The organism is Duganella sp. CY15W, from assembly GCF_009857555.1.
Taxonomy (GTDB): Bacteria; Pseudomonadota; Gammaproteobacteria; order Burkholderiales; family Burkholderiaceae_D; genus Rugamonas; species Rugamonas sacchari.
The window spans coordinates 253,421-268,781 of the sequence record NZ_WWCQ01000008.1 but is presented as its reverse complement, the minus strand read 5'-3'; the positions used below and the strand labels follow the sequence as shown (position 1 = coordinate 268,781).

The following is a 15,361-nucleotide window of genomic DNA, read 5'->3' as shown; positions in this document are numbered from 1 at the left end:
GACTGCGGCGTCGGCGCGGCAGCTGCGGCCGGCGGCAGGCCGACCGGGCCGGCTGGCGCGGCCGGATCGGGCGCCAGATCCAGCGTCAGGCCGGCTTGTTTGTGATCGCTGACGGCCGGTTCCGGGCTAGGCGACGGGCGCGGTTGCGCACTGGCGGCGGGCATGGCCGGCGCCATCGGCTCCAGGCTCAAGCCGTCCAGGTTGAATTCGCGCGCCGGCGCCGGCGCTGCGGCAGGCGCCGGTTCAGGCGTCAAGGCCAGAATGTCGTCAAACGCCTCGGACGGTTTGTCCAGCTCGTCTTCGGTGGCCGAGTTTTGTTTTGCGCGCTCGGCTTTCTTGAGCGCCTGCATTAAGAGACTCATGATCCATTCGCCTTCGGAACGGGATATGGTTCGGTGTCGGGTTTCTGGCCCGGCAGGATGTAACGGTACTCCTTGTAGTCGCCGTTGATGCTGGCGTCTTTGACCACCACTGGCCGGATGAAAATGACCAGCTCGGTCTTGGTACTGTTCTCATTGCGGTAGGAGAACAGGTTGCCCAGCACAGGGATCGTGCTCAGCAGCGGCACGCCATCCTTGGTATTGTTCACTGAGTCCTGCATCAGGCCGCCCATGACGGCGACCTGGCCGCTGTTGATACGCATGATGGACTCCAGCTCGCGCGCCTGGATCACCGGCACCCTGCTGGTCACTTTGGCATCGGCCAGCGCCGGGTTCGGGTCGTTGACGTATTCGACCACGCGGGTGATGGTTGGCCGTACGTTCAGTGTGACCTCGTCGCTGTCGGAAATCTGCGGCGTGACGCTCATGACGAAGCCCACCGGCACCGTCTGCAGGCGCGACTCGTAGGTTGGCGGCGTCGATGGCAGGCCGTTGGCGTTGAGGATGGCCGGCGTCACCTTGATGGAGAAGAACACATTATTGTCCACCACCTTGAGCAGCGCGGTCTGATTGTTCAGCACGCTAATCTTGGGGCTTGACAGCACTTTGACCTTGCCGAACGATTCCAGCAGCTGGATGGTGGTGGCGATGTTACCGATGCGGCTGGTCGGATTGACATAATTCATCACGAACACGCCAGGCGAGTCGCCATTAATGGTTACGCCGCTGGGCAGGGCGGACTTGCCAACTGCGGCCTGGGTCAGTTTCAGTCCGCCATTGCCGATGGACGCCCAGTTGATGCCTTGCTGGTAGGAGTCGCTCAGCTTGACTTCAATGATGGTCGCCTCAATCAGCACCTGGCGCTTGGCCGCGCCCAGCACGGTATCCAGGAATTGCTGGATTTTCTCATGCTGACGCGCGGTTGCGCGGACGGCAATCAGGCCGCCTTCCGGGTTCACGATCACGGAAGTGGTTCTGGCGCGTGACTGGCCGCCGTTCAAGTCCAGCGCAGGGGCAGTCCCGGCTGGCTGCCCCAGGCCATTGGCCGTTTGAGCGGGCAAGCCGCCCGGCGCCGGTTGTGCCGCTGCGAGCGGGTCGACGGGGTTGTCGTTGAGGTTGGAGCTGCGCAGCATGTCGCGGATATTCTTTTCCAGGTTGTACCAGAAATTATTGTCCGCGCGGTTGTTGACCACCGTGGTGGAATTATTGGTGCCGTTGGGGGATGACGCGTTATTGGCGTTGCCCCCCTGTTGATTATTGACGTTGCCGCCCACGGTGTTGCCGCCTTGGGACGGCGACTGCTGTACCGTGGCCTGCACCGGATTGCTGGCGTCGCTGCCACCCGTGGTGGAAATCTGCGTGGCGATATTCACGCTGCTACTGGTGCTGCGCGCGATGTTGACGTAGTCCACCTTGTAGTTGCGCCATTCCGGCGTGTCCGGCAGCACCGTCAACGTGGTGCCGTTGATTTCATAGCGCATGTCAACCTGGCGCTGGATGCGGTTCAGCAGCTGTGGCAGGGTCTGGTCCAACGCATTCAGCGTGACCAGCCCGTCGATGCCCGGGTGAACATCGACATTCATGCCAGCATCGCGCGCCAGTGCAAACAGCAGCGACTGCACCGGCACCTTGTGCACCGTCACGCTGAAAGTCTCGACCTTGGCGGCGGGTTTAGGTGGCGGCAGCGCCACGCTTTGCTGGACCGGCTCGGGGATCGCCCCCACGGGCGGTGGCGGTTCGCTGATGTGTAGCGGTGACTGCGGTATGGTATGGCTGGCGCAAGCGCTCAGCAATACGCTGCAAACCACGGGGGCGAAGGGGGAGCTGAGTTTTTTCATTGTTTCTTTCCGGCCCAGGGAAGATGCAGGAAGTCGTTGTTTTTGTTGTGCTTTTGCAATTATGGATACCATCATCTTACAAATTTGGTGTCGCCGCAAGGACGAGATACCACATTGCCCCTATAAAAAGGGCCAATAAACACCCGAGAACAACAGGGCGCGCGCGCCAGCGGCCAGCAGGGCGGCGAAACGCGGTTTCGGCGATGGCCTGGTGCGCGTGCACCGCTTCCACCATGGTGGCATCATCGGCAAATGCGGCCAGCAGCGCCTTGTCGGCCAGGATGTTGATGCGGCGGACGATGCCCTGCGACGCCTCGGCAATCAACTTCGCCGCAGCCGGGCTGAACAGGGCCGGGCCTTCGTGGCCGGCTGCGCGCAGGCGGAATGCCAGGAAGTCGCCGGTCAGCTCGGCTTCGAGCGCCGGTACCTGGAAGCTGTGCGTGATGCGCTCCTTAAGCTGGCGCATGCTGGACAGGTTGAGGTTCTGATCCAGCTCGGGCTGGCCAAACAGCACGATCTGCAGCAGCTTGCTGCGCGCGGTTTCCAGGTTGGTGAGCAGGCGGATCGCCTCCAGCGTGTCAAGCGGCATGGCCTGCGCTTCCTCGACCAGCAGCACGACCTGGCGGCCGGCGCTGTGGCGCTTGATGAGTTCGGCATGCAGGCTGCGCTGGACCTCGTCGGCGCGCAGGCCGGTGGTGGGCAAGCCCAGCTCGGCGGCAATCGCGTGCTGCACCTCGAGCGGATTGAGGTTGGGATTGACCAGGTAGATGACGTCGATATGGGCCGGCATGCGGCTTTCCAGCATGCGGCACAGCATGGTCTTGCCGGTGCCGACCTCACCGGTGAGCTTGATGATGCCCTCGCCATTGCCGACCGCATACAGCATGGCGTCCAGAATATCGCCACGGGCATTGCCGGAATAGAAAAACGCCGGGTTGGGCGTGATATGGAACGGCGATTCGCGCAGGCCAAAGTGGGATTGGTACATGGGCAGGCTCAGGCTATGCAAGTCAGGAAAGCTTGTTCCAGCGTCGCCGCGCCGTACTGGGCGCGGCAGGCGGCCGGGGTGCCGGTGAAACGGATGTGGCCGTCGTGGAGGATGGCCATGCGGTCGCACAGCTCGTCCACGTCGGCCAGCGCGTGCGAGGTCAGGAACACGGTGCTGCCGGCCTGGCGCAGATTGCGCAGCTGGTCTTTCAGCAGCGCGCGCGCCTTGGGGTCGAGTCCGCTCATGGGTTCGTCCAATACATACAGCGGCTTGCGCGTGAGCAGGCACGCGGCCAGGCCCAGTTTCTGGGTCATCCCTTTGGAATAGCTGCGTACCGTGCGCCTGAGCGCGTCCGGCGCCAGGTCCAGCGCGGCTAGCATGGTCTCGACGGCGGGCGGCTGGTACGGCAATCCCTGCAAGGTTAGCAGATAGCGCATGAAATCGGCGCCGGTCAGATAATACGGCGGTGTGAAGCGTTCGGGCACGAAGGCCAGCGGCTGGCGCGCGGCCGGCCGGTGGTGCGGCTGGCCGAAAATCTCGATGCTGCCGCCGTCCAGCGCGCAAAAGTCCAGCAGGCATTTGATCAGGCTGGTCTTGCCGGCGCCGTTGACGCCGACCAGGCCGAAACACTCGCCGGCGCGCAGTTCCAGGTCCACGCCGTGCAGCACGCTGGCCGCACCATAGCGTTTGACAACTTGCTGAAAGCGCAGGGCCGGACCAGTCATGAGGAGCAATGGGCAAATGAAACGAGCCACACTGTAGCGCATCCGTCCAAAGAAAGCGACACCTGCGCTTGCGCCAACTCGCTCTAAAAACACATCTGGCATAGAATGGCCGCAAGTTTTAGTGAGAATCGTCAAGGAGCGGGTATGTCTAGGCCAGAGAAAGTCCGGCTGGGTGAAATTCTGGTGCAGCAAAAGCTGCTGTCCGAGGAACAGCTGACGCTGGCGTTGGCCGACCAGAAGCGCAGCGGGCGCAAGCTGGGCCGCGTGTTTGTCGAAAACGGTTATGTGACCGAAGAGCAGATCGCCGGTGCGCTGGCGCGCCAGCTGAATATCCCCTACCTCAACCTCAAGTTCTTCAACATCAATCCCGAGATTGTGCGGCTGCTGCCGGAAACCCAGGCGCGCCGCTTCCGCGCGCTGGTGCTGGAAGACCGCCGCGGTTCGCTGCTGGTCGGCATGTCCGACCCGACCGACCTGTTTGCGTACGACGAGATTGCCCGCCTCGTGCGGCAGAATATCGAGCTGGCGGTGGTCAACGAGACCGAGGTCATGGCGGCCATCGACCGCATTTACCGCCGCACCGAGGACATCTCCGACCTGGCGCGCGAGCTGGAGCAGGACCTCGGCGATGTCTCGGTGGACTTTGGCGCGCTGGCTGCGGCCAATCCCAACCTCGAAGAAGCGCCGGTGGTCAAGCTGCTGCAGTCGGTGTTTGACGACGCCGCCCAGGTGCGCGCGTCCGACATCCACATTGAACCGCAGGAAGGGCGGCTGCAGATCCGCTTCCGCATCGACGGCGTGCTGCACTTGCAGACCGAGTCTGATATCAAGATTGCACCGTCGCTGGCGCTGCGCCTGAAGCTGATGTCGGACCTGGATATCTCGGAAAAGCGCCTGCCGCAGGACGGCCGTTTCGCGGTGCGCGTCAAGAACCAGCGCATCGACGTGCGGATTTCGACCATGCCGACCCAGTACGGCGAGTCGGTGGTGATGCGTCTGCTGAACCAGGGCGGCACGCAGCTCAAGCTCGATGCAATCGGCATGCCGCGCGGCCTGCTGGAGAAATTCCGCGCCATCGTCCAGCGGCCCAACGGGCTGGTGCTGGTGACCGGGCCGACCGGTTCCGGCAAGACCACCACCTTGTACTGCGCGCTGTCCGAACTGAACTCGGTCGAGAAAAAGCTCATCACGGTGGAGGACCCGGTCGAATACCGGCTGGCCGGCATCAACCAGGTGCAGGTCAACGACAAGATCGAGCTCAGCTTCGCTCGCGTGCTGCGCTCCGCGCTGCGCCAGGACCCGGACATCGTGCTGGTGGGCGAGATGCGCGACCAGGAAACCGCACAAATCGGCCTGCGCGCCGCCATGACCGGCCACCTGGTGCTGTCGACGCTGCACACCAACGATGCGGTCAGCACGCCGCTGCGCCTGATGGACATGGGCGTGCCGCGCTATATGGTGGGCTCGTCGCTGCAGGCGGTGCTGGCGCAGCGCCTGGTGCGCGTGATCTGCGAAAGCTGCACCACGCCGTATGAACCGACGCCGACCGAGCGGGAATGGCTGAGCATGGAGCTCAACGACAAGGTCGACAAGGCGCGCTATTTCCATGGCAAGGGCTGCTCGCACTGCAATGGCATGGGCTATCGCGGCCGGACTGGCGTGTACGAGCTGCTCGAGATGACGCGTGCAGTGGTGGATGCGGCCAATGATCCCGACCCCGCGCACTTCCTCAAGGTGGCGGCGCAGCAGATGGCCGGCGAAACGCTGCGCCGGCACGCGGTGCAACTGGTGGTCCAGGGCCGCACGACGATTTCGGAAGCCATGCGCATCAGCAACCAGGTCGAGGACTAAACGGTGCCATTCTTCGCCTACAAAGGCCGCAATGCACGCGGCGAACTCATGCAAGGCATCCTGGAGGCGGCCGATAGCGGCGCCGTTGCCGACCAGCTGTTCAATACGGGTGTGACGCCGATTGAAATTGTGGTCACCAAAAAAGCCGCTGCGGCCGGCGATGGCGAGACCTGGTGGGCCAAGCTGCTGGAGAAGCGCGTCACCTCGATGGACGTGCAGCTGTTCAGCCGCCAGATGTACACCTTGCTCAAGTCCGGCGTGCCCATCATGCGCGGGCTGGCGGGTTTGCAGGAATCGGCGGTCAGCAAGGCGTTTGGCAAGGTCATCAAGGATTTGCGCGAGTCGCTGGATGCCGGCCGCGAGCTGTCGGCCGCGATGCGCCGTCATCCCGAGGTGTTCACGCCGTTTTATCTGTCGATGGTGCGGGTGGGCGAGATGACGGGGCGGCTGGAAGAAGTGTTCCTGCGCCTGTTCGACCACCTGGAGTTCGACCGCGACATGCGCGAGCGCGTCAAAACCGCCACACGCTATCCGAGCTTTGTCATGATGGCGATGCTGATTGCAATGGTGGTGGTGAATATTTTCGTGATTCCGGCGTTTGTCGGCGTGTTCGCGAAATTTCACGCGGAGTTACCGCTGATGACGCGGATACTGATCGGCACCTCCAATTTCACCGTGCGCTACTGGCCGGTGATGGCGGTCGGTGTCGCGCTGGCCGTCTGGGGCTTTCGCCTGTGGGTGCGCACGCCGCGTGGCCTGTATGAATGGGACAAGTTCAAGCTGAAGATACCGGTGGCAGGGAAAATCGTCTTGAAAGCCACGATGGCGCGCTTTGCGCGCAGTTTCTCGCTGTCCAGCCGCAGCGGTGTGCCGATTGTGCAGGCCTTGACGGTGGTGGCGCAGACGGTGGACAACGCCTACCTGACGGCGCGCGTGGAGCAGATGCGCGACGGCGTCGAGCGCGGCGACAGTATCTTGCGGACTGCGGCAGCGGCGAATGTCTTCACGCCAGTGGTGCTGCAGATGATCGCGGTGGGCGAAGAAAGTGGTTCGATCGATGATTTAATGGACGAGATTGCGCAGATGTACGAGCGCGAGGTGGACTATGAACTCAAGACCCTGTCAGCACAGATTGAGCCGATTCTGATCGTGTTCCTGGGGGTACTGGTGCTGGTGCTGGCGCTGGGCATCTTCCTACCTATTTGGGACTTGGGTAAGGCCGCACTCCACCAGTAAATGTTAAAAAATCGTGAGTTCCTTGACCATTTTTGTACCCTGTAAGCAACGCGGCGCCAGCCTGCTCGAATTCGCCATAGCGGTGTTTGTGGTAGGCATCCTGATGGCGGTTTTGCTGAATCGCATAGCATATTATCAGGAGCAGGCAGAGCAGGCGGCGGTCAATGCCACACTGAGTAATCTGCGTCTTTCCTTAGAAATGAAGGTTGCAAACAGAAAATTGTCGCGGACCAACGATGATTTAGCGGTATTGGCCGAAGAAAACCCATTAAATTTGCTAAAAATCAAGCCCGCGAATTACGCTGGGGAATTATTCAGTCCGACGGACAAGGATATTGGGCCGGGTAACTGGTGCTTTGATCGAACCGATAAGAGTCTGATTTATTTGTTAAATTATGCAGAATCTTTTCGAGATGCCCCATCGAAACGTTTGAAATTCAAGGTAAAATTACAGCGCTTGCCCCATAGCCCCGCCAAGCCGTCAGGCACACCTGAGACCATAGGTGTGGCCCTTGAGCAAGTGAAGGACTAGCGCATCCGCGCAAATTTTTCGGACGATTTGGAGAAAGTAATGAATAAGCAAACACGCACTGCAATTTCTCAACGCGCCCAAGGTGGCTTCACGCTGATCGAACTGATTGTGGTGATTGTGATCCTCGGGATTCTGGCGGCAACGGCCTTGCCGAAGTTTGCCGATATGGGCGGGAGTGCGCGTGCAGCGTCGATGAACGCGGCAGCCGGTGCGCTGAAATCGGCTGGGGCTATCGTTAAAAGTCAGTCGCTGCTGAACAATACTGCGACCTTGGCGACCAGTTCGGTGAGCCTGGAAGGCACCACGATCAATACCGCCTATGGGTATCCGACATTGACGGACGCGCCCACTGCTGCGGGGTTGAGCACTAACGACTACACTTTTGTAGCCGCCCCAGGCGGCGGCACCAATCAGCCGACTGTGGCGGCAGGCGCGGTCGCGATTCAACCCAAAAATGGCGCAAGCGCCACTTGCTATATCCTGTACACCGCAGCGACTTCCGCAACGTCGGCCGCGACGGTGACCAACAGCCCAACGGCATCTACCTGTCAATAATCGGATGCGGCAACTGCGCGACGCGCCGTGAAGTCTGACTTTTGCTCACAACCGGATGCTGGATTCACCATCATTGAGCTGGTCACGGTGCTGATTGTTATTGGCATCGTTGGCGCCATCGGGGTAGGGCGGTTTTTCGATAACAGGGTGTTTGAAAACCGCGCGTATGCCGATCAGGCGAAGGCCATTATTCGCTATGCGCAGAAGTTGGCCATTGCGCAAAATCGCTTCATGTATGTGCGCGCAGATGGCAATAGCTTTGCCGTCTGCTCTGGTTCTGGTTGCGCAGCAGCCGAGGCGGTCACCGCACCGGCTGGCAGCAACAGTGGCAGCAGTGTCACCAAAGCCAATTGTCTGCTGGGTGGCGCGTATGTCGCGCAGTGGCTTTGCGAAGGGCGCCCCGCCAGCGTGACGGTCAATGCCGGCGGCCGCGCCGAAGTCGGCGCTGGCGGCTATTTCTTCTTTGACGCGCTGGGGCGTCCTTACAACAAAGCCGATAGCGGCATTGCCGGCTCTACCTTCAACGCACCGCTGGCCATTACCTTTGCCAGTGGCGGCAATTCGGCACAGATCACCATCTATCCTGAGACAGGTTATGTGCAATAAGCGCCGACAAACTGGTCTGACGATTATTGAGCTGGTCATCTTTATTGTCATCGTCGGCATCGCCGCTGCGGGTATCCTGCGCGTGATCAACCAGTCCACGGGCGCCAGCACAGATCCGGTGCGGCGCAAGCAGGCCATCCTGATTGCCGAAGCCTATATGGAAGAGATCCAGCAGGCGCAATTTACGGTGTGCGATCCGGCGGATGCGAATGCCGCTATCGCGACCGATGCCAATGCGGCCGCGCCGGTGGGATGTGCTGCATCATCGACGACCGAGAAGCTGGGACCGGAAGCCGGTAATACCCGGCCCTACGATAACGTCAACGACTATGTGCCGGTAGGTTATACGCTCGGTACCCCCGTGCGCGCCTTTGCTGTGGCCGATGCCAGCGGCAAGCTGGTGGACCGGGATGTCAGCGGCGCCGCGCTGGGCGTGAACGCGGTCGGCAGCGCATTGGGCAAAGTGTCGATGGACGGCATCACGACGACCTTGACCCTGAACTTGGTCAATGGCCTGGGCGGCACCATCACCTCCACGGCGCAGAATATGATCGCCTTGCAGATCACCATTACGGTCAACTACGGCCCCGGCGAGTCCGTCACGCTGGATGGTTATCGCACCCGCTACCAGCCAGGCGCGCTATGAGCATACCGAGCGCCGCCCGCCAGCACGGTTTTACCTTGATTGAAACCATCGTGGTCATGATGATTACCGCCATTCTTGCCGGAATCATGGTGCTGTTCATCCGCCGGCCGGTGCAGAATTATGTGGACAATGCCGCACGCGCGGACATGGCCGACGTGGCAGAGATCGCCTTGCGCCGCATGACGCGCGAATTGCGCGGCGCGCTGCCGAACAGCGTTCGCTGGGCGGTCATTGGCAATACCTCCTACATCGAATTCATTCCGACCAAAAGCGGCGCGCGCTATCTGGCTTCTGACGATGGTGCCGATCCGTCGCTGTATCACGCATTGGACTTTAGCGCGGCCACGGCGCGTACCAACTTCGATGTCGTTGGCCCCATGCCGGCCTCGCCTTACGCGATTGCGGCTGGCGACCAGATCGTGATCTATAACCTGGGTAGCGGCTTCGCTGGCGCGGATGCATATGCTGGCGGTAACCGTGTTGCCCTGACTGCGGTGAACGGCAAGACGCTGACCATGGCTGGAAACCCTTATGCAACAGCCGGGACGCCGAACAGCTCGCCTGGAAAGCGCTTTGCCGTGGTCGGCACGCCCGTGACCTTTGCCTGCACCAATGATACGGCGACCGGCAAAGGTACGCTGCTGCGGTATTGGGGCTATGGATGGAACGCTGCGCAAATCGCACCGGCCGGTGGCAGCAATGCGCTGATGGCCGATAACGTCTACGCCTGTCTGTTTTCAGTGACTGCGGTCGCCAATCAGCAAACGGCGCTGATCGGATTGTCGATCGCGCTGGCGCGCTATAACGCTGACATGGGAGCGCCGGAAACGGTCACGCTGACGCATCAAATCCACGTGAGTAATATTCCATGAAGCCATTTGCGCGCAGACGCCGGCAGGCACGCGGTGTCGCCATTATCACTGCCATCTTCCTGCTGGTCGCCGTGGCGGGTCTGGCCGTCGCGATTGTGACGCTGACGACGACGCAGCAAGCCGGAACGGCGCAGGACATCCAGGGGATACGCGCTTACCAGGCCGCCAAGGCCGGCATTGAATGGGCACTGTACACGGCGCAGCAATCCGGTTTGAATCCGCCGCAGCCGGCAGTGACCTTTGGCTGCTCGGCGGCGCAGACCACGGTGACGCGCAACGTCGCGCTGCCGGCTGGTACCAGCTTATCGACGTTCACGGTGACGCTGGTCATTACTTGCGACAACCTGGTGGCAGGCATTGCCGGTGGCGGCAGCGGCGACGCCACTGCCGCGCACATCAGAATTACCTCCACCGCCTGCAATCAGCCTGGCGCGGGAGGCGCGTGCCCGAACGCTGCGCCGGGTGCGGATTATGTGCAGCGCGTGATCACGGCGCAGCTTTGAAGCCGCAACTGTGCGGAAATTTGTGTATTTTTACAGAATGCTTGCCATTTTGAGCATGAAATGATCGGTAACTTGAATATAATCAAGCATCTAGCGCGTAAACTTCGTGTGTTGAGATATGGGCTTCTTTAAGCGGGCTAAAAAATCGGATGGCTGGTTGACCGTCACGTTTCTGCGGGACGGTATCTGTGCGGGCCGCGTTCAGCGCGTGCGCGATGCCAAGGCCATCGTCGAGGTGTCGGCGTTTTATCCGGCTGATGCCAGCTTCTCGCCGGAAGCGCTGGAACGCATGAGCCGCGAGCTGCGCGCCAACAGCTACCGCTGCGGCACCATGCTTGGCGGCGGCGAGTATCAGCTGCTGATGGTCGATGCCCCCAACGTGCCGCCGGACGAATTGAAAACCGCCGTGCGCTGGCGCTTGAAGGATATGCTCGACTTCCATATCGATGACGCCACCATTGACGTGCTGGACATCCCGCAGGACAGCAGCGGCGCCTCGCGCGGCCACTCGATGTTCGCGGTGGCCGCGCGCAATGCGCTGGTGCAGTCGCGCCAGGCGCTGTTTGGTGAAGCCAAGCTGGAGCTCACGGTCATCGATATCCCTGAAATGGCGCAGCGGAATATCTCGGCCTTGCTCGAAACCGATGGCCGCGGCCTGGCCATGCTGTCGTTTGACGGCGATGGTGGCCTGCTGACCATTACCTACAAGGCCGAGCTGTACCTGTCACGGCGTATCGATGTGACGCTGGAGCAGCTGCTGGAACGTGACTCGGACCGCCAGCAAGTCTGCTTCGACAAGATTACGCTGGAGCTGCAACGCTCGCTGGATCACTTCGACCGCCAGTTCCATTACGTGAACGTGCTCAAGCTGCTGCTGGCGCCCACCGGCACGCACGGCCTGCACGAACACCTGGCCGCCAACCTGTACATGCCGGTGGAAGCCATGACGCTGGACGATGTGTTCGACCTGCGCAACGCGCCTGCGCTGCAGGACGCCGCGCAGCAGCAGCGTTTTTTCCTGACGCTGGGCGCGGCGTTGCGGCATGAGGAGGTGCATCTGTGAGCCAGCAGATCAATCTCTTCAATCCCATCTTCCTCAAGCAGCGCAAGATTTTCGCCGCGTTGCCGATGGTGGAAGCGCTGGGCGTGATCGTGGCCGGCGCCTTGCTGCTGACCTGGTACGCGGGCCAGCGTGTGGCGGCGCAGGAGCAGGAAGCGGAGGCGGGCAAGACAGTGTTGGCCAAACGGGAGCAAAGCCTGGTACGCGCCAAGGCGCAGTTCGCGCCGCGCGCCCAGAGTCCGGCGCTGGCCGCCGAGCTGAATGCGGCGCAGGCGGAACTGAAGTCGCTGCAGGATGTGGCGGCGGTGCTGCAAGGCGGCACGCTGGGCAACACGGCGGGCTATGCGGAATACTTCCGCGCTTTTTCGCGCCAGAACGTCAGCGGACTGTGGCTCACCGGCCTCACCATCACTGGCGCCGGCAATGATATCGGCGTGCAGGGCAGGGCCATGCAGCCGACGTTGATCCCGCATTACATCGCCCGTCTGACGGCGGAGAAGATCATGCGCGGCAAGACGTTTGCGGCGCTGGACATCGCGCGGCCGGAGGCGGGGGCAGCGCCGCAGGTTGCCGCTGCGGCGGGCGTGGTATCCACGGCGCCGGTGGTGGCGGTCGCGCCGGCCGTATCGCCATTCGTGGAGTTCAACCTGCAATCGACCATGATGCAGGAGGCCGCCAAATGAAACAGCAGCTGCTGCAACAATGGATTAAGCTCAGTACCAGGCTGGATGCGATGACGCTGCGCGAGCGCGCGATGGTGTTTCTCGCCGTGGTGGCGTCGGTCCTGTTCCTGATTTATACGGTCTCGGTTGAGCCGATGCTGAACCGGCAGAAGCTGCTGCTCATGCAGATCAAGCAGCAGCAAAACCAGATTGCCGGCATCGATATGGAAATCAGCTTGCTGGCGCAAGGCTTTGTGCCTGATCCGGATGCGGCAACGCGCGCGAAGCTGGCGTCGGTGCAGCGCGAGATCGATACCAGCAGCGCTGGCCTGATGGCGGTACAAAAAGGCCTGGTGGCGCCGGAAAAGATCGCGCCGCTGCTGGAGCATCTGTTGCACGGCAATGGCAAGTTGAAGCTGATGTCGATGAAGACGCTGCCGGTCACGGGCCTGAATGAGGCGATCCTGCCGGAGCCGGCGAAGGCGGCATCCACGCCGCCGGCCGCAGTCACGGCAGCGGCCCTGGTGGCGGCCGCAACGCCAGGTGCGCCAGCAGCGCCGGCAGCGGTCAAGCCGCGCGAGCTGCTGTACCGCCACGGCGTGGAAATTGTGCTGCAAGGGAGTTACCTGGACATGGTCACGTATATGGAGGCGCTGGAGTCGCTGCCGGTGCAGCTGTTCTGGGGCAAGGCCAGGCTGGATGCCCAGCAGTATCCGAACTCGCGCCTGACGCTGACCTTGTACACGCTGAGCCTGGATCAGAAATGGATGAAACTATGACGCGGCGATTCTGCATGGCGCTCCTGCTGCTGTCCGGTGCGGCGACGGCACAGTCGCTGACCGATCCCACCCAGCCGCCGCCGGAATCGCGCCTGCTGCCGGCCACGGCGGCGGATGTGGCGCCGGTGGCGACCGGCCCGCAGCTGCAATCCGTGCTGATCGGCGCGCATGGCCGCCAGGTGGCCGTCATCGATGGCCAGACCATCCGCAAGGGCGAGAAGTTCAACGGCGCCGTGCTGGTGGAAGTGCGCAAGAATCAGGTAGTGCTGCAAAACGGACGGAACAGGCAAGTTCTGACCTTGTTCCCACAAGAAGCCCCAAAAGCCGCCCATTAACGCGAAGACCGCTATGCAAAAAATTCTGACCACCGCGCTTGTGACGATGACGATGCTGCTGCTGAGCGGCTGCAGCACGCCATCCACGCGCGATACTTACGACAAGATCAGCAATGAGGTCAACGGCGCCGCTGCCAAGCCGGTCGCCGTCACGCCCAACGAGGCCGTGTCCAGCGCCTTGCTGCCGCCGGTATCGCAGCTGACCGATCAATTGCCGAAAGCGCGGGCGGTGCTGGAGGAGCGTTTCAACGTCGCATTCAACAACGTGCCGGTGCAGCAGTTCTATAACTCGATCGTGGCGGGCACGCGCTACAACATGCTGATTAACCCTGAGGTAACCGGCAATATCACGGCCAACCTGAAGGACGTGACCCTGTTCGAAGCGCTGGATGCGATCCGCGAACTGTATGGCTACGACTACAAGGTGGAAGGCACGCGCATCTACATCCGTCCGCTGACCATGCAGACCAAGATGTTCAAGATTAACTACCTGACGGCGATCCGCAAGGGCGTGTCCAGTTTACGCGTGTCGTCAACCTCGGTGGCCAATGCGGGCATCAGCAACAGCGGCAACCAGAGCAACAACGGCTCGAACGGCAACAATAACAACAACGGCAATAACAACGGCGGCAATGACCCCAACAATCCCAACGGCACGCAGCAGACCCAACGCGATTCGGCCAATGTGCAAACGCGTTCGGAAAGCGATTTCTGGCTGGAGCTGAAGACGGCGCTGGAAGCGCTGGTGGCGATCGGCAAGGATGGCCGCAGTGTGACGGTCAGCCCGCAGTCAGGCGTGATCGTGATTCGCGCGATGCCCGATGAGCTGCGCAATGTGGACCTGTATCTGAGGGCGACCCAGGTGTCGGTTGACCGCCAGGTGATTTTGGAAGCCAAGATCCTGGAAGTGGAATTGAACAGCAATTTCCAGAGCGGCGTGAACTGGGCCGCGTTTGGCAAGTTCGCGGCGGGCGGCAACAACCGCTTCTCGGCCGGCACGCTGCAGCCGGATACCACCTTGCGTCCGCTGGGTAACGTCATCAGCAGCAATGGCAAGGCGGGCATCACTTCTCTGCCGGGCAGTTCGCTGGGGGCATCCGGCGATGCCCTGGGTTCCTTGTTTGGCATGGCTTTCCAGACCAGTAATTTCGCCGCGCTGATTTCCTTCCTTGAAGGGCAGGGCACGGTGCATGTGCTGTCCAGCCCACGCATTGCGACCTTGAACAACCAAAAGGCGCTGCTGAAAATCGGTACCGATGAATTCTATGTGACGGGCGTCAGCACCACCACGACCACCAGCGGCACGGGCACCGGCGTCACCACGCCGACCGTGACCCTGCAGCCGTTCTTCTCCGGCGTGGTGCTGGACGTGACGCCGCAGATCGACGACGACGGCAATATCATCCTGCATGTGCACCCGTCGGTGAGCCAGGTGTCGACCGTGAACAAGGGCCTGAATCTGGGCTCGCTGGGGAATTTCAGCCTACCGCTGGCGGCGTCGTCGACGTCTGAAATGGACAGCATGGTGCGCGGCCAGAATGGCCAGGTGGTGGCCATCGGCGGCTTGATGCGCCAGGCCACGACCACCGACAATTCCGGCGTGCCGGGCGCCAACCGCGTGCCGGTACTGGGTGCGCTGTTTGGCAGCAAGAGCGAGGTGGTGCAGAAGCGCGAACTGGTGGTGCTCATCAAGCCGACCGTGGTGGAGACGTCGTCGGACTGGAATCAGGACCTGCTGGACAGTGGCCGCCGCATCAAGGAACTCGACCCGCGCGACAGGGGGCGCAACTGAC

General features: G+C 61.7%; 16 protein-coding genes and 1 pseudogene. 13 read left to right on the top strand and 4 right to left on the bottom strand.

Features of this window, described 5'->3' with window-relative positions:
• The 4 genes and pseudogenes from GTP58_RS29305 to GTP58_RS29290 form a co-directional block, all read right to left on the bottom strand.
• Nucleotides 1–362, bottom strand: a pseudogene (locus GTP58_RS29305) (tetratricopeptide repeat protein); the annotation flags it as partial.
• Nucleotides 359–2,218, bottom strand: coding sequence for a pilus (MSHA type) biogenesis protein MshL (gene mshL / locus GTP58_RS29300; RefSeq protein ID WP_161080462.1), 1,860 nt, complete (start codon nucleotides 2,216–2,218; stop codon nucleotides 359–361). The gene mshL (GTP58_RS29300) and the pseudogene GTP58_RS29305, both read right to left, overlap by 4 nt.
• A 76-nt stretch (nucleotides 2,219–2,294) precedes the next feature.
• Nucleotides 2,295–3,206, bottom strand: a complete 912-nt coding sequence (locus tag GTP58_RS29295) for an ExeA family protein (protein WP_161080461.1) — start codon at nucleotides 3,204–3,206, stop codon at nucleotides 2,295–2,297.
• Between the two features lie 8 nt (nucleotides 3,207–3,214).
• Nucleotides 3,215–3,931, bottom strand: a complete 717-nt coding sequence (locus GTP58_RS29290; protein ID WP_161080460.1) for an ABC transporter ATP-binding protein — start codon at nucleotides 3,929–3,931, stop codon at nucleotides 3,215–3,217.
• A gap of 144 nt (nucleotides 3,932–4,075) precedes the next feature.
• On the opposite strand from GTP58_RS29290, the gene GTP58_RS29285 reads away from it, so the two are divergent.
• The 13 genes from GTP58_RS29285 (at nucleotide 4,076) to mshL (GTP58_RS29225) (ending at nucleotide 15,360) form a co-directional block, all read left to right on the top strand.
• Nucleotides 4,076–5,782 carry a GspE/PulE family protein gene (locus GTP58_RS29285; RefSeq protein ID WP_161080459.1) on the top strand — a complete coding sequence of 569 codons (1,707 nt, stop codon included), beginning with the start codon at nucleotides 4,076–4,078 and terminating at the stop codon, nucleotides 5,780–5,782.
• A 3-nt stretch (nucleotides 5,783–5,785) separates the two neighbouring features.
• A complete protein-coding gene (locus GTP58_RS29280; protein ID WP_072787398.1) occupies nucleotides 5,786–7,018 on the top strand; it encodes a type II secretion system F family protein in 1,233 nt (410 codons plus the stop codon).
• Between the two features lie 13 nt (nucleotides 7,019–7,031).
• A complete protein-coding gene (locus GTP58_RS29275; protein ID WP_161080458.1) occupies nucleotides 7,032–7,550 on the top strand; it encodes a type II secretion system protein in 519 nt (172 codons plus the stop codon).
• A 39-nt stretch (nucleotides 7,551–7,589) separates the two neighbouring features.
• Nucleotides 7,590–8,105: a type II secretion system protein gene (locus tag GTP58_RS29270; protein ID WP_161080457.1), complete on the top strand. Its 516-nt coding sequence runs from the start codon at nucleotides 7,590–7,592 to the stop codon at nucleotides 8,103–8,105.
• A 27-nt stretch (nucleotides 8,106–8,132) separates the two neighbouring features.
• On the top strand, nucleotides 8,133–8,711 hold the full coding sequence (locus GTP58_RS29265) for a type II secretion system protein (RefSeq protein ID WP_161080456.1): 579 nt from the start codon (nucleotides 8,133–8,135) through the stop codon (nucleotides 8,709–8,711).
• Nucleotides 8,701–9,357 (top strand): type II secretion system protein, encoded by a 657-nt coding sequence (locus GTP58_RS29260; protein ID WP_072787394.1) that lies wholly within the window; start codon nucleotides 8,701–8,703, stop codon nucleotides 9,355–9,357. The genes GTP58_RS29265 and GTP58_RS29260 overlap by 11 nt, the downstream gene beginning before the upstream one ends.
• Nucleotides 9,354–10,229 (top strand): type II secretion system protein, encoded by an 876-nt coding sequence (locus GTP58_RS29255; RefSeq protein ID WP_161080455.1) that lies wholly within the window; start codon nucleotides 9,354–9,356, stop codon nucleotides 10,227–10,229. Before GTP58_RS29260 ends, GTP58_RS29255 begins: the two co-directional genes overlap by 4 nt.
• Complete coding sequence (locus GTP58_RS29250) at nucleotides 10,226–10,732, top strand: agglutinin biogenesis protein MshP (protein ID WP_161080454.1); 507 nt, start codon at nucleotides 10,226–10,228, stop codon at nucleotides 10,730–10,732. Before GTP58_RS29255 ends, GTP58_RS29250 begins: the two co-directional genes overlap by 4 nt.
• 157 nt (nucleotides 10,733–10,889) lie before the next feature.
• Nucleotides 10,890–11,795: an agglutinin biogenesis protein MshI gene (locus GTP58_RS29245; protein ID WP_308937380.1), complete on the top strand. Its 906-nt coding sequence runs from the start codon at nucleotides 10,890–10,892 to the stop codon at nucleotides 11,793–11,795.
• Nucleotides 11,792–12,475 carry an MSHA biogenesis protein MshI gene (locus GTP58_RS29240; RefSeq protein WP_161080452.1) on the top strand — a complete coding sequence of 228 codons (684 nt, stop codon included), beginning with the start codon at nucleotides 11,792–11,794 and terminating at the stop codon, nucleotides 12,473–12,475. The genes GTP58_RS29245 and GTP58_RS29240 overlap by 4 nt, the downstream gene beginning before the upstream one ends.
• Nucleotides 12,472–13,233: a type II secretion system protein GspM gene (gene gspM / locus GTP58_RS29235; RefSeq protein ID WP_161080451.1), complete on the top strand. Its 762-nt coding sequence runs from the start codon at nucleotides 12,472–12,474 to the stop codon at nucleotides 13,231–13,233. Before GTP58_RS29240 ends, gspM begins: the two co-directional genes overlap by 4 nt.
• A gap of 14 nt (nucleotides 13,234–13,247) precedes the next feature.
• Entirely contained in the window at nucleotides 13,248–13,568 is a 321-nt protein-coding gene (locus tag GTP58_RS29230) for an MSHA biogenesis protein MshK (RefSeq protein WP_229215792.1), read from the top strand.
• A gap of 13 nt (nucleotides 13,569–13,581) precedes the next feature.
• Nucleotides 13,582–15,360, top strand: a complete 1,779-nt coding sequence (gene mshL / locus GTP58_RS29225) for a pilus (MSHA type) biogenesis protein MshL (RefSeq protein ID WP_161080449.1) — start codon at nucleotides 13,582–13,584, stop codon at nucleotides 15,358–15,360.
• Nucleotide 15,361: the final 1 nt, after the last annotated feature.